Consider the following 13,145-nt stretch of genomic DNA (forward strand, 5'->3'; position numbering starts at 1 on the left):
GCCATGGACGTCAGGGGGCGCAACCTGGTCTATTTCTCCTCCGTGTCGGAGAACACCCACCGCTTCGTGGAGAAGCTGGGGATCCCCGCCACGCGGATTCCCCTGCATGGCCGCATCGAGGTAGACCAGCCCTACGTCCTCGTCCTGCCCACCTACGGCGGCGGCCGGGCCACCCCCGACCTCAACGCCGGCGGTTACGTCCCCAAGCAGGTCATCGCCTTTTTGAACAACGAGCACAACCGGTCGTTGATCCGCGGCGTCATCGCCGCGGGCAACAACAACTTCGGCGCCGAATTCGCCTATGCGGGCAACGTGATCTCGCGCAAGTGCGGCGTTCCGTACCTCTACCGCTTCGAACTTATGGGAACCCAGGACGACGTGGATGCCGTCCGCGCGGGCTTAGCCAATTTTTGGAAGGAACAGACGTGTCACCAACCGTCGCTGCAGAGCCTGTAACCACCGGAGCCCACGCCCACTATCCTGGGGGGCCGGGGGAGACGGATTACCACGCGCTCAACGCGATGCTGAATCTGTACGACGCGGACGGCAAGATTCAGTTCGACAAGGACCGCGAGGCCGCACATCAATATTTCCTGCAGCACGTCAACCAGAACACGGTGTTCTTCCACAATCAGGACGAGAAGCTCGACTACCTGATCAAGGAGAACTATTACGAGCGCGAGGTTCTCGACCAGTACAGCCGCAATTTCGTCAAGACGCTGCTGGATCGGGCCTATGCCAAGAAGTTCCGGTTCCCGACGTTTCTGGGCGCATTCAAGTACTACACCTCCTACACGCTGAAGACGTTCGACGGGAAGCGCTACCTGGAGCGCTTCGAGGACCGCGTGGTCATGGTGGCGCTGACGCTGGCCGCCGGCGACACCGTGCTGGCCGAAAAGTTGGTCGACGAGATCATCGACGGGCGATTCCAGCCGGCCACCCCGACGTTTTTGAACTCGGGCAAAAAGCAGCGCGGCGAGCCGGTGAGCTGCTTTCTGCTGCGCATCGAAGACAACATGGAGTCGATCGGGCGATCGATCAACTCCGCGCTGCAGCTGTCCAAGCGTGGCGGGGGAGTTGCCTTGCTGCTGAGCAACATTCGCGAGCACGGCGCGCCGATCAAGAACATCGAGAACCAGTCCTCGGGCGTCATCCCGATCATGAAGCTGCTCGAGGACTCCTTCTCCTACGCCAACCAGCTCGGCGCGCGGCAGGGTGCCGGCGCGGTGTACCTGCATGCGCACCACCCGGACATCTACCGGTTCCTGGACACCAAGCGCGAGAACGCCGACGAGAAGATCCGCATCAAGACGCTGAGCCTGGGCGTGGTGATTCCCGACATCACCTTCGAGCTGGCCAAGAAGAACGAGGACATGTACCTGTTCTCGCCGTACGACGTCGAGCGGGTCTACGGGTTGCCGTTCGCCGACATCTCGGTCACCGAGAAGTACTACGAGATGGTCGACGACGCCCGCATCCGCAAGACCAAGATCAAGGCGCGGGAGTTCTTCCAGACGCTGGCCGAGCTGCAGTTCGAATCCGGCTACCCCTACATCATGTTCGAGGACACGGTGAACCGGGCGAACCCTATCGACGGCAAGATCACCCACTCGAACCTGTGCTCGGAGATCCTGCAGGTCTCCACGCCGTCGGTGTTCAACGATGACTTGTCGTATGCCAAAGTGGGCAAGGACATCTCGTGCAACCTGGGGTCGCTGAACATCGCCAAGACGATGGACTCGCCCGACTTCGCGCAGACCATCGAGGTCGCGATCCGGGCGCTGACGGCGGTGAGCGATCAGACCCACATCACCTCGGTGCCCTCAATCGAGCAGGGCAACAACGAGTCCCACGCGATCGGCCTCGGCCAGATGAACCTGCACGGCTACCTGGCCCGCGAGCGCATCCACTATGGCTCCGAAGAAGGCATCGACTTCACCAACATCTACTTCTACACGGTGCTCTACCACGCGCTGCGCGCGTCGAACCGCATCGCGATCGAGCGGGGCAGCAGGTTCGGCGGCTTCGAGAAGTCGAAGTACGCCTCGGGTGAGTTCTTCGACAAGTACACCGAGCGGGTGTGGGAGCCGGCCACTCCGCGGGTGCGCGAGATCTTCGCCGAGGCGCGCATTCGCATTCCCACCCAAGAGGATTGGCAGCGGCTCAAGGAGTCGGTGCAGGCGCACGGCATTTACAACCAGAACCTGCAGGCCGTCCCGCCGACGGGATCGATCAGCTACATCAACCACTCGACCAGCTCGATCCACCCGGTGGCCAGCAAGATCGAGATCCGCAAGGAAGGCAAGATCGGCCGCGTCTACTACCCGGCGCCGTACCTGACCAACGACAACCTGGAGTACTACCAGGACGCCTACGAGATCGGTTACGAGAAGATCATCGACACCTATGCCGCGGCCACCCAGCACGTGGACCAGGGCCTGTCGCTCACGCTGTTCTTCAAGGACACCGCCACCACCCGCGACGTGAACAAGGCGCAGATCTATGCCTGGCGCAAGGGAATCAAGACGCTGTACTACATCCGCCTGCGCCAGATGGCTTTGGAGGGAACAGAGGTCGAGGGCTGCGTGTCCTGCATGCTCTAGGACTTCGATCGATCACAGGTTCTCGGCGCCCCAGTCGGCCAGCCGGCGCTCGCGTTCGGTTGAGTCGATGTCTTCGACCCGCGTCATGATCGACCACCGCTGCCCGAACGGGTCTGTGATGGACCCGAACCGGTCGCCGGTGACGAAGGTCTGGGCCGCCTCGCGCAGTGTCGCCCCCGCGTTCTGGGCCCGCGCCAGCACGGCGTCGACATCCGCGCAGTAGAGCGCGATCGAGTGGGTGACCGCCTCAGTACGGCTCGGGGCTTCAAGCTGATAGCTGGGGTTGGGGTCGGACAGCTGCAACCTGCCGCGCCCGAAGTCCAACTCCGCGTGCGCGACCGTGCCATCGGGCCCGGGCATCTTCTCGACGAGCGCCGCGCCGAAGACGTCGGTGTAGAACTCGATGGCGGCTGCGGCTCCGTCGACAACGAGAAAAGGGGTCAAACTCGTGTAGCCCTCGGGGATCGGTTCGGGATTCATGTCGTTCAGCTTGGCTAGATTCGTCGCGTGGAAGCTTGTAAAAACGCGCCAGCGGCGGGAGCGCCAGAGCCCGGTGTGGTCGGGCGGGCTGCTACCGGTTCGATATTCGAGCTCGATCGCGCGGTGCCCTCGGCGGCGGCTGCCGAATTCGTCGAGCATTTCTGGTCGGTGCGCTGGGACCTGACCGGGCGGACCCCGCAGGAAAGCTTGGTCATCGCTTTCCCATCGATCAATCTCACCCATGAGTGGGGCACCGACTCACCCCGCCATGGGTTCAACCTGCCGGCCACCTTGCTGCACGGCGTGGTTCAGCGGATCTTCGCCATCGAGCTGTCGGGACGCGGCGCGGTGGTCGGCGCGCGCTTCCGGCCAGGCGGATTCACCGCCCGATTCCGACGCGATGCAAGCGTGCTGACCGGCCGGGTTGTGTGCGTCGATGACGACTTATTCGACAGCCCAGCGCTTTTCGACGATGATATCGATGGCGCGACCGCGCAACTGGACGCCATGATCGGGGCACGTACCGACCCCGACCCGACCTATAGGTCACTCACCGCGCTGCTAGCCCGGATCCGTGACGACGACGCCATCCAGCGAGTACAGCACGTGATGGCGTGCTCGCCGTGGAGCGCGCGAACCACCCAGCGGGTCTTCCGGCACTACGTCGGGGTTCCGGTCAAATGGGTCCTGTGCCGTTACCGCCTGCAGCAGGCGGCGTTGGCAATCGAGACCGATCGATCCGTCGATCTGGCCGATCTGGCGGTTCGATTCGGCTGGTATGACCAAGCCCACTTCACCAACGACTTCCGGTCGATGCTCGGCTGCAGTCCCGGTGAGTACGCCCAGCGATACGCCTGAACGGGCACGCCCCGCCGTTCGAACGCAGTCTGCCCAGGTCAGCGCCTGTCGCGCGGTACAGTGCTTGATGTGGTGAGAATTCCTCGGCCCCCTCGGCCCCACCCGGCTGTCAAGCCTGGGGCCAAGGTCGACGCGCGCAGCGAGCGCTGGCGCGAGCACCGCAAGAAAGTGCGCAGCGAGATCGTCGACGCGGCCTTCCGCGCCATCGACCGGCTCGGCCCCGAACTGTCCGTGCGGGAAATCGCCGAGGAGGCCGGCACCGCCAAGCCGAAGATTTACCGGCACTTCCACGACAAGTCCGACCTGTTCCAGGCGATCGGGGAGCGGCTGCGCGACATGCTGTGGGCGGCGATCTTCGCGTCCATCGACCTGAAGACCGACTCGGCCCGTGAGGTGATCCGGCGCAGCGTCGAGGAGTACGTGATCCTGGTCGACAAGCACCCCAACGTGCTGCGCGTCTTCATCCAGGGCCGCTCGGCGGCCAGCCCCCAGATCCTCGACGAGGGACGCGGCATCACCCTGGCCGTGGCCGACATGTTCGACAACGAGCTGCGCGAGATGGAACTCGACCACGCGGCGGTCGAACTGGCCGGCAACGCGGCGTTCGGCTGCGCCGCGTCGGCCACGGAGTGGTGGCTGGGCCCCGAGCCGGACAGCCCCCGGCTGATGTCGCGCGAGCAGTTCGTCGCGCACCTGACCACCATCATGATGGGGGTCATCGTCGGTACCGCTGAGGCGCTGGGCATCACGATGGATCCTGACCTGCCGATTCACGACATGGTGACCGTCAAGCCGGCCGTGGGCTGAGCGCGGTTCCGCGTTGACAACCGCCTCGGCCATCGATAACACTCGTCCCAAGCCGATACCCTGGGTACTGGGTATCGGCGTCGGCGGGGGCCGCAGCCGAGAACGCCGACTGGCGCCGACCCGCGACACGCCTGGATAGAAGGACCGATCGACCGTGACCGACGTCGTGACACAAACCGAGACAACCCCCGCGGCCACCGCCACGAAGCCGGTGCACACGCGTGCCGTCATTATCGGGACCGGGTTCTCCGGTCTGGGGATGGCGATCGCGCTGCAAAAGCAGGGCGTCGGCTTCGTGATCCTGGAAAAGGCCGGCGACATCGGCGGCACCTGGCGGGACAACAGCTATCCCGGGTGCGCCTGCGACATCCCGTCGCACCTGTATTCGTTCTCGTTCGAGCCCAAGCCCGACTGGAAGAACCCGTTCTCCTTCCAGCCCGAGATCTGGGATTACCTCAAGGGCGTCACCGAGAAGTACGGCCTGCGCCGCTACATCGAGTTCGACTCGCTGGTCGATCGGGCCCACTGGGACGATGACGAGAACCGCTGGCACGTGTTCACCGCCGACGGGCGCGAATACGTCGCCCAGTTCCTGATCTCGGGTGCGGGCGCGCTGCACATCCCGTCCATGCCCGACATCGAAGGCCGCGATGAGTTTGCGGGCGCCGCTTTCCATTCCGCCGAGTGGGACCACAGCGTCGACCTGACCGGCAAGCGGGTGGCCGTCATCGGGACCGGCGCCAGTGCGATCCAGATCGTGCCGGAGATCGTGGGGAAGGTCGCCGAACTTCAGCTCTACCAACGCACTCCGCCGTGGGTGGTGCCGCGCTCGAACCCCGAGATTCCGCCGGCGGTGCGCCGGGCCATGGAGAACGTGCCCGGGCTGCGCGCGCTGGTGCGACTCGCGATCTACTGGGGGCAGGAAGCGCTGGCCTTCGGCATGACCAAACGGCCGAACCTGCTCAAGTTCATCGAATCCTACTGCAAATACAACATTCGCCGGGCGGTCAAGGATAAGGAGTTGCGGCGCAAGCTGATCCCGAATTACCGCATCGGGTGCAAGCGAATCCTGAACTCCTCCACCTACTACGGCGCGGTCGCGGACCCGAAGACCGAACTGGTCACCGACCACATCGCGCGAATCACCGCCGACGGCATCGACACCGTCGACGGCACCCATCGCCAGGCCGACGTGATCGTGTACGCCACCGGTTTCCACGTCACCGACTCCTACACCTACGTCCAGATCAAGGGGCTGCACGGCGAGGACCTGGTGGACCGCTGGAACCGCGAGGGCATCGGCGCGCATCGCGGCATCACCGTCGCCGACGTGCCCAACCTGTTCTTCCTGCTGGGACCCAACACCGGCCTGGGACACAACTCGGTGGTGTTCATGATCGAATCCCAAATCCGTTACGTCGCAGACGCGATCGCGACCTGCGACAAGCTGGGCGCCCAGGCGCTGGCCCCCACCCGCGCCGCCCAGGACAAGTTCAACGACGAGCTGCAGCGCAGGCTGGGCCCCTCGGTGTGGAACAGCGGTGGCTGCAGCAGCTGGTATCTGGATGAGCACGGCAAGAACACCGTGCTCTGGGGTGGCTACACCTGGGAGTATTGGCGGGCGACCCGTTCGGTCAAGCCGGACGAATACCAGTTCTACGGCGTGAACACGGGCGCGCAGGCGGCGGTCTAAGAGCCGACCAAAGATGTTGCGGCGCTGCGCGGTTCGCGGGCCTGCGACTTCTTGGCGAACGAGCGCAGGTTCTGGCGCATGATGCGGTCCAGCACCCGGTCGGACACCACGCGGTTGACCCACAACAGGATCGCCGCGTCGCGCCCGATGCTATAGCGCGTGCGCGGGCGTGATGCGGTCGCGGCCTTGGCAACCACCTTCGCGGCGTGTTCGGCCGAAACGCCGTCCTCGCCGAACGACCGGGCTTGCGCCGTGACGGCCGCGATCAGATCGGCGTAGCGGGCGAGTTGGGCATCGGTCAGGTCGGCCATCAGTGCCTCGGCGGTGTTGATACCCCGCTCGGCCATCTCGGTTTTGACTGCGCCCGGCTCGACGACTACCACCTTGATGCCGAGTTCGGCGACCTCACGCCGCAACGCGTCACTGGCGGCTTCCAGGGCGAACTTCGAACCGGCATATGCGCCATACGTCGGCAACACCACCTTGCCGCCGACGGAGCTGATGTTGACGACGGTGCCTCCGCTGAGGAGCAGGGCCGGCAGCAGCGCCTGGGTCATCGCGATGTGGCCGAACAGATTTACCTCGAATTGCCGGCGCCACTGGTCGATTGGCAGCGTTTCGACCGGAGAGTTGACCGCGATCCCGGCGTTGTTGACCAGCGCGCGCAGGGGACGGCGCAGCGGATCGCGCGCGATGCGGTCGGCGATGGCGGCCACGTCGGTGCCCATCGTGATGTCCAGGATTTGCGGCTCGATGTTCTCCGCGCGCAGCGCGTCGGCGTCGGCCTCGCGGCGCACACCGGCCAGGACGTGAAAACCCTTGTGGGCCAGTTCTCGAGCGCTGGCCGCGCCGATGCCCGTCGAGGCACCGGTGACGACGATCAGCTCATTACGGGCGGCGCGACTCGACGACATCATGGGGTTCTCCAATCGAGGGGAGCTAGTTTGAGTTGACGCTGTCATCTCAAACTAGCAGTTGAGTTGACATTGTCAACCCAAGGCCGGCTTATGCTCTGCGGGTGACGACAAGAGCCGAGAGCGCGGCGGCCACCCGCCGTTCATTGGTCGAGGCGGCGGGGGCGTTGCTCGACCTCGGCGGCGTCGACGCGGTGACGCTGCGCGAGGTCGGCGCCCGCAGCGGGGTATCGCGCTCGGCCGCTTATCGCCACTTTGCCGATAAGGAGTCGTTGCTCGCCGAGCTCGCCACCAACGCGTTGCGCGAATTGGGTGACGCGCTCGAAGCGTTGGCGGGAAGCGAAGGTTCGCCGGAGGAATGTCTGCGATCGGCCCTACTGTCGCTGATCGCCATCGGCCGCACCCGCCCGCATCTGTACCGCCTGATGTTCACCCCGCCGGCGGGCGACCCGACCGCGGCGATGCGGGCGGCCCAACGTACGCAGGGACTGTTTTTGGAGATGGTGGGTCGTATCACCGGTCCGCAGCAGGCCCCACGCTATGGAGCGCTCATTTTGACGAGCGCACACGGCATCACGGGCTTGGACTTGAGTGGCCACATGGATCTGGACAAGTGGCACACCAGCGCCGAGGAACTCGTCGACACGCTCATCTCGGTGTTGCCAAAAGCCGGATGAAAGCCTGCGCCGCCGCGTCCACGCCGGCGTCGTCGTCGGTCGCGACGAGATCGAGCAGCAGGCCGCGCGCGACGGCCAACCCGAGCCGGGCCAAGGCGGGGTCGACCGGAGCCTCGGCGACCGCGTCGACCTCGGCCAGCCAGTCCGTGACGGCCCCGGGAAGCATTCGGGCATAAGGCTTTTCGCCCTGGGCGGCGCGGGCGTAGCACTCGAAGAACAAGCGCTCGGCTTGGCGCAGTCCGGGGCGACGCAGGTCGGCCCACATCGCCGCGAAGCCCTCGGCCGGGTCGGTCGGCAGTTCGGACAGCACGCCCATCTGCCGGCGCTCGACCGCCTCGACGATCGCCAGGAGCAGGTCTTCGCGAGAGCCGAAGTAGTGCAACAGCATTCGGTGGCTGGTGCCCACCGCGGCGGCCACCTCGCGCAGGGACCGGTCGCCGATGCCGCCGGTGGCGAACTCGGCGACGAGTGCATCGAGGAGCTGTTGGCGCCGCCCGGTGTCAGGGGTGCGCGCCATCGGCGCGGCTGAGCTGCTCGGCGCGGGCCTTGAGGCCTTGGGCTTCCTGGTCGAGGAAGCGCTTGGTCTTCCTGGCCATCAACCACCCGACCGGGGCACCGAGCACGCCGTTCTGGTCGAGTCGCTGTCGCACCAGGGTGCGCCCGCCGGGCTGGGCGATGACGTCGTGCCGGGCGGTCACCCGCACGCCGGGGGAGCGCTGCACCCAGGTCCAGGACCTGCCGGGCTCGAGCTCGGTGACCCGCCACACCAGCTTCGACATGCCGGGCTGCTTGATGGCGAAGCGCCTGCCGACGGCGAGGGCCGCGCCGTCCAGCCCGGTCAGGGAGGTGACCGAGGCGGTCCAGTCCGGCCAGTGCTCGACATCGGTGAAGACGTCCCAGACGAGTTGGGGCGGTGCGTCGATCGCGACGCTGTCGTCGGTAATCATGTACCAAATGGTACATCCCCGGCGCGCGATACTGGAGAACGGAATGGAACCGATGGTGCGCCTGGGCGCGCTTGCGACACGCAAACACAAGTTGTTGTGTTGCCGTCGCTTGTCGCACCCCAGGGGTAGTGTCTGGAGCCTGAGATTCATCCGGCAAAACGGCGTGTGAAGTGGGGTTCTGGTGTCCGAAAACATGAAGCTGATCGACCGCGTTTCGGCGATCAACTGGAACCGGCTGCAAGACGAAAAGGACGCCGAGGTCTGGGACCGGCTGACCGGTAACTTCTGGCTGCCGGAGAAGGTGCCGGTGTCGAACGACCTGCCGTCGTGGGGCACCCTGACGGCCCACGAGAAGCAGATGACCATGCGGGTGTTCACCGGCCTGACCCTGTTGGACACCATCCAGGGCACGGTCGGGGCGGTCAGCCTCATCCCCGACGCGCTGACCCCGCACGAGGAAGCGGTGTACACCAACATCGCGTTCATGGAGTCGGTGCACGCCCGCAGCTACAGCAACATCTTCTCCACGCTGTGCTCGACCGCAGAGATCGACGACGCCTTCCGCTGGTCGGAGGAGAACCCCAACCTGCAGCGCAAGGCCGAGATCGTCATGCAGTACTACAAGGGCGACGAGCCGCTCAAGCGCAAGGTCGCCTCCACGCTGCTGGAGAGCTTCCTGTTCTACTCCGGCTTCTACCTGCCGATGTACTGGTCGAGCCGGGCCAAGCTGACCAACACCGCCGACATGATCCGGCTGATCATCCGCGACGAGGCTGTGCACGGCTACTACATCGGCTACAAGTTCCAGCGCGGCCTGGCCCTGGTGGACGACGCGCGCAAGCAGGAGCTCAAGGACTACACCTACGAGCTGCTCTTCGAGCTCTACGACAACGAGGTGGAGTACACCCAGGACCTCTACGACGAGGTCGGGCTGACCGAGGACGTCAAGAAGTTCCTGCGCTACAACGCCAACAAGGCGCTGATGAACCTCGGCTACGAGGCGCTGTTCCCGCGCGACGAGACCGACGTCAACCCGGCGATCCTGTCGGCGCTGTCGCCCAACGCCGACGAGAACCACGACTTCTTCTCCGGCTCGGGCTCCTCGTACGTGATCGGCAAGGCCGTGGTCACCGAGGACGAGGACTGGGACTTCTAGCGACGCTGGCATAGCTAGTCGTCCTGCACGTCGGCCGGCCGGAGCCGTTTGGTTCGCTCGGCTGCTCCATACGCGGCGCCGGAGTTTTTACAAACCCAGTTGTGATTAGACGCGGGAGCGATTACGCTGCCATCGACGAATCGGGACACGTCGCCAAACATCGGGGTCGCCTACAAGGGGGAAGTTTGGGAAGTATGTTGTTCCGCGTAGCCCGCGTCACCGCAAACATCGTCACTGCCGCCTTATGACCGTCGCATTGCTGACCCAGCATCTCTACGAGTTTGCCGTCGAATTGCGCCGATTGGCTTACACCATGCCCGGTGGATACGAAGACCCGCTGATCCAGCTGAGCGAGCGGATGGTCCACTGCGCCACCGAGCAGAGCTCGGAAGGTGTCGGCTAGCTTCAGCCGATCACTGTCGCCTCTTTGGAACTTCTACGAGCGACTGCAAATGCGCATTGGGTTTCCCGCGATCTGCTTTCTCACGATTGCGGATGCCATCCAATTATTGACTCGACCGCTAATAAGCCCGAAGCGGAAAATACCCGTTCACCCGATTTACCGTGGCCTCCGATGTCGCTTTGTAGCCAGCACTGCTTGCCTTGCCGCGCGATTGCTCGCATTTGCCGCCAGCGGCACGTCGGCTAGATCCGCCGTGGCGTTCTCATGCACGTTCCTCGACGCCAGGACCAGGACCGGGACTGCTGAGCGCTTCGGCCGCAGCGCTCCGTTTCCCGCATGGCCGGCCCGGGTATCTGGCACGCGAAATCATTTCTGGACGGGAGAGCCACGTGACCACCGCCGAACAGCCGCCGCCAGAGGGCGACGAACAACCGCCCCAAGCCACCGACGACGAAGAGGGCTCCGACGTGGAGTCCACGGAGCCCTCTCGATCCGCGGGAAGTGAAGCTCCAACCGCGGACGAATGAGGCGCCGCCAGCCGATATGAGCGCGCGGCCCGACGGCTATGCCTCTGCCGGTGCTGCTGGCGGGTCTGGTTAACGAGATTGATGCCAACAGCGGCGCCGCCCAATATTGCTGCGGGAAGGGCGATTTCGAGTTGTCCTGTGGATCGTCCGATTGCTCGTACAAATCCCCGCATACCCAATCGTCGCGTCGCTCCGAAGGCCATCGCATGAACCGGATCCGCTTGATTCGGTGGGCTGGGCTCCGGCCGCCGCCGGCGTGACCTGCGCCGATCGTCGAGCACCCCGGCGGCTCGAAGCCGGGATCGGCTGCCGCCGGCCACGCCCTGCGGGCGGCACAGCTTCGCATATTGGCCTTTGCAGGAACGCCATGGTTCGTGTCGTGACTGTCGCTGTGGATCCGTCCGCCGCGCGCTTTTTGGTGGCGGACATGTTCGAGTAATGAACGGCGTGTGAATTGTGCGCGCGCCGCTTTTCACCCGCTGGCGCGGGTGACACGACAGCCCTGACACTGGTGGGGTGACGAATACCGCCGCCTCTGCCACCGCCAACTTCTGCCGTTCGGTACTTCGCTGGCTGCGCGCCGGCTACCCCGAGGGCGTCCCCGGGCCCGACCGGGTGCCGTTGCTGGCGCTGCTGCGCAGCACCCCGTTGACCGAGGAGCAGATCGCCGAGGTGGTGCGCAACATCACCGCGGACGGATCCCCGGCGATCGCCGACGGCGTGATCGAGCGCGACGAGATCGCCCATTTCATCTCCGACATGACGCACTACGACGCCGGGCCGGAAAACATCATCCGGGTGGCGACCACGCTGGCGGCCGTCGGGTGGCCGCTGGCCGGCATCGACGTCAGCGAGGTCATCCCCGGCGACGAATGGGGAGAGGCCGCCGAAATCGCCGCGCGCAGTGCGGCTTCCGAGAACGCGCCGGGCTTTTCCCGCTAGGCGCTTTAGCGCCCGCGCCCTACAGCTTCGAGATGTCGATGACGAAGCGGTAGCGCACGTCGCTGGCCAAGACGCGCTCGTAGGCCTCGTTGATGTAGTCGGGCTCGATCAGCTCGATTTCCGGCGTCACGTTGTGCGCGGCGCAGAAGTCCAGCATCTCCTGGGTTTCGGCGATGCCGCCGATGTTCGACCCGGACAGGCTGCGGCGCGCCAGCGCCAGCGAGAACGCGCCCACCTCCATGGGGTGCTCGGGAATGCCCAACTCGACGAGCGTGCCGTCGACGTCGAGCAGGCTCAAATAGTCGTTGAGGTTCAGGTTCGCCGAGACGGTGTTCAGGATCAGGTCGAAGCTGTTGCGCAGCTCCTTGAAGGTCTCCCGCTCGGCGGTGGCGTAGTAGTGCTTGGCACCGAGTCGCAGACCGTCTTCCATCTTCTTCAGCGACTGCGACAGCACCGTCACCTCGGCGCCCATCGCCGCGCCGAGCTTGACGCCCATGTGGCCCAGCCCGCCCAGGCCGATGATCGCCAGGCGGGTGTCCGGGCCGACCTTCCAGTGCCGCAGCGGCGAGAACAGCGTGATGCCCGCGCACAGCAGCGGCGCCGCCTTGTCCAGCGGCAATGAGTCGGGGATGTGCAGGACGAAGTTCTCGTCGACGACGATCGCCTGGCTGTAACCGCCCTGGGTGATCGTGCCGTCCTTGTCGGTGGCGTTGTAGGTGAAGGTCGTGCCCCGGCTGCAGTACTGCTCCAGGCCGGCCTGACAACTGCGGCACTGACCGCAGGAGTTCACCATGCAGCCCACCCCGACGTGGTCGCCCACCTTGTGCTTGGTGACCGCGGAGCCCACCGCGGTGACTACGCCGGCGATCTCGTGGCCGACGACCAGCGGGTAACTTGGTGTGCCCCATTCGCCTTTGGCCGTGTGGATGTCGGAGTGGCAGATTCCGGCGAACTTGATGTCGATCGCCACGTCGTGCGGACCCGGCTCACGCCGCTCGATTGTTGTCTTGGTCAGCGGTGCGGTCGGCGAGGTGGCCGCGTACGCCGAAACTGTGCTCATGAAAGTCCCTCTTCGATTCGATACGTCATCAAGAAGTTTAGCTAGGGTAATAGTTCTTCCGCCATCCGAGGCGGCGAA

At 65.1% G+C, this 13,145-nt stretch carries 14 protein-coding genes; 9 read left to right on the forward strand and 5 right to left on the reverse strand.

Annotated features, from left to right (window positions below; translation table 11 throughout):
• Window positions 1-3 precede the first annotated feature (3 nt).
• The gene (gene nrdI, locus DQP58_RS03030; protein WP_112707020.1) at window positions 4-456 is read left to right on the forward strand and encodes a class Ib ribonucleoside-diphosphate reductase assembly flavoprotein NrdI; all 453 of its coding nucleotides are present in this window, start codon (window positions 4-6) and stop codon (window positions 454-456) included.
• Window positions 426-2,603 carry a class 1b ribonucleoside-diphosphate reductase subunit alpha gene (gene nrdE / locus DQP58_RS03035; RefSeq protein ID WP_112707021.1) on the forward strand — a complete coding sequence of 726 codons (2,178 nt, stop codon included), beginning with the start codon at window positions 426-428 and terminating at the stop codon, window positions 2,601-2,603. Before nrdI ends, nrdE begins: the two co-directional genes overlap by 31 nt.
• Before the next feature lie 12 nt (window positions 2,604-2,615).
• Here the strand turns inward: nrdE and DQP58_RS03040 are convergent, their stop codons facing one another.
• Window positions 2,616-3,083 (reverse strand): VOC family protein, encoded by a 468-nt coding sequence (locus DQP58_RS03040; RefSeq protein WP_112707022.1) that lies wholly within the window; start codon window positions 3,081-3,083, stop codon window positions 2,616-2,618.
• A 27-nt stretch (window positions 3,084-3,110) separates the two neighbouring features.
• Here DQP58_RS03040 and DQP58_RS03045 point away from each other — a divergent pair, with 27 nt between their 5' ends.
• The 3 genes from DQP58_RS03045 (at window position 3,111) to DQP58_RS03055 (ending at window position 6,441) form a co-directional block, all read left to right on the forward strand.
• On the forward strand, window positions 3,111-3,941 hold the full coding sequence (locus tag DQP58_RS03045; protein WP_112707023.1) for an AraC family transcriptional regulator: 831 nt from the start codon (window positions 3,111-3,113) through the stop codon (window positions 3,939-3,941).
• Between the two features lie 78 nt (window positions 3,942-4,019).
• Entirely contained in the window at window positions 4,020-4,748 is a 729-nt protein-coding gene (locus tag DQP58_RS03050; RefSeq protein WP_112707056.1) for a TetR/AcrR family transcriptional regulator, read from the forward strand.
• A gap of 154 nt (window positions 4,749-4,902) precedes the next feature.
• A complete protein-coding gene (locus tag DQP58_RS03055) occupies window positions 4,903-6,441 on the forward strand; it encodes a flavin-containing monooxygenase (protein WP_112707024.1) in 1,539 nt (512 codons plus the stop codon).
• On the opposite strand, the gene DQP58_RS03060 is transcribed toward DQP58_RS03055, so the two are convergent.
• The gene (locus tag DQP58_RS03060; protein WP_112707025.1) at window positions 6,438-7,358 is read right to left on the reverse strand and encodes an SDR family NAD(P)-dependent oxidoreductase; all 921 of its coding nucleotides are present in this window, start codon (window positions 7,356-7,358) and stop codon (window positions 6,438-6,440) included. The genes DQP58_RS03055 and DQP58_RS03060 overlap by 4 nt on opposite strands.
• A 101-nt stretch (window positions 7,359-7,459) precedes the next feature.
• On the opposite strand from DQP58_RS03060, the gene DQP58_RS03065 reads away from it, so the two are divergent.
• Entirely contained in the window at window positions 7,460-8,032 is a 573-nt protein-coding gene (locus DQP58_RS03065; RefSeq protein WP_112707026.1) for a TetR/AcrR family transcriptional regulator, read from the forward strand.
• On the opposite strand, the gene DQP58_RS03070 is transcribed toward DQP58_RS03065, so the two are convergent.
• The gene (locus DQP58_RS03070) at window positions 8,004-8,549 is read right to left on the reverse strand and encodes a TetR/AcrR family transcriptional regulator (protein ID WP_112707027.1); all 546 of its coding nucleotides are present in this window, start codon (window positions 8,547-8,549) and stop codon (window positions 8,004-8,006) included. The two genes, DQP58_RS03065 and DQP58_RS03070, sit on opposite strands and share 29 nt — an antisense overlap.
• On the reverse strand, window positions 8,533-8,979 hold the full coding sequence (locus DQP58_RS03075) for an SRPBCC family protein (RefSeq protein ID WP_112707028.1): 447 nt from the start codon (window positions 8,977-8,979) through the stop codon (window positions 8,533-8,535). The genes DQP58_RS03070 and DQP58_RS03075 overlap by 17 nt, the downstream gene beginning before the upstream one ends.
• A 181-nt stretch (window positions 8,980-9,160) precedes the next feature.
• On the opposite strand from DQP58_RS03075, the gene nrdF reads away from it, so the two are divergent.
• The 3 genes from nrdF to DQP58_RS03085 all read left to right on the forward strand — a co-directional run bounded on the left by nrdF (window position 9,161) and on the right by DQP58_RS03085 (window position 12,007).
• Window positions 9,161-10,135 carry a class 1b ribonucleoside-diphosphate reductase subunit beta gene (nrdF, locus tag DQP58_RS03080; protein WP_205869319.1) on the forward strand — a complete coding sequence of 325 codons (975 nt, stop codon included), beginning with the start codon at window positions 9,161-9,163 and terminating at the stop codon, window positions 10,133-10,135.
• Between the two features lie 244 nt (window positions 10,136-10,379).
• Window positions 10,380-10,538: a hypothetical protein gene (locus DQP58_RS26695; RefSeq protein ID WP_165827780.1), complete on the forward strand. Its 159-nt coding sequence runs from the start codon at window positions 10,380-10,382 to the stop codon at window positions 10,536-10,538.
• 1,043 nt (window positions 10,539-11,581) lie between these two features.
• Window positions 11,582-12,007: a DUF3349 domain-containing protein gene (locus tag DQP58_RS03085; RefSeq protein WP_112707029.1), complete on the forward strand. Its 426-nt coding sequence runs from the start codon at window positions 11,582-11,584 to the stop codon at window positions 12,005-12,007.
• 19 nt (window positions 12,008-12,026) lie between these two features.
• Here DQP58_RS03085 and DQP58_RS03090 read toward each other — a convergent pair whose 3' ends face one another.
• Window positions 12,027-13,067 carry an NAD(P)-dependent alcohol dehydrogenase gene (locus tag DQP58_RS03090; protein ID WP_112707030.1) on the reverse strand — a complete coding sequence of 347 codons (1,041 nt, stop codon included), beginning with the start codon at window positions 13,065-13,067 and terminating at the stop codon, window positions 12,027-12,029.
• Window positions 13,068-13,145 lie beyond the last annotated feature (78 nt).

Origin of the sequence: Mycobacterium colombiense (assembly GCF_003284975.1) — a bacterium.
GTDB classification, from domain to species: Bacteria; Actinomycetota; Actinomycetes; order Mycobacteriales; family Mycobacteriaceae; genus Mycobacterium; species Mycobacterium europaeum_A.

What these genes read in the sequence shown, in the direction of transcription:
- DQP58_RS03040 (WP_112707022.1), bottom strand. Translation starts at nt 3,083, where the DNA reads ATGAATCCCGAACCGATCCCCGAGGGCTACACGAGTTTGACCCCTTTT.
- DQP58_RS03060 (WP_112707025.1), bottom strand. Translation starts at nt 7,358, where the DNA reads ATGATGTCGTCGAGTCGCGCCGCCCGTAATGAGCTGATCGTCGTCACC.
- DQP58_RS03075 (WP_112707028.1), bottom strand. Translation starts at nt 8,979, where the DNA reads ATGATTACCGACGACAGCGTCGCGATCGACGCACCGCCCCAACTCGTC.
- DQP58_RS26695 (WP_165827780.1), top strand. Translation starts at nt 10,380, where the DNA reads ATGACCGTCGCATTGCTGACCCAGCATCTCTACGAGTTTGCCGTCGAA.
- DQP58_RS03090 (WP_112707030.1), bottom strand. Translation starts at nt 13,067, where the DNA reads ATGAGCACAGTTTCGGCGTACGCGGCCACCTCGCCGACCGCACCGCTG.
- DQP58_RS03070 (WP_112707027.1), bottom strand. Translation starts at nt 8,549, where the DNA reads ATGGCGCGCACCCCTGACACCGGGCGGCGCCAACAGCTCCTCGATGCA.
- nrdI (WP_112707020.1), top strand. Translation starts at nt 4, where the DNA reads ATGGACGTCAGGGGGCGCAACCTGGTCTATTTCTCCTCCGTGTCGGAG.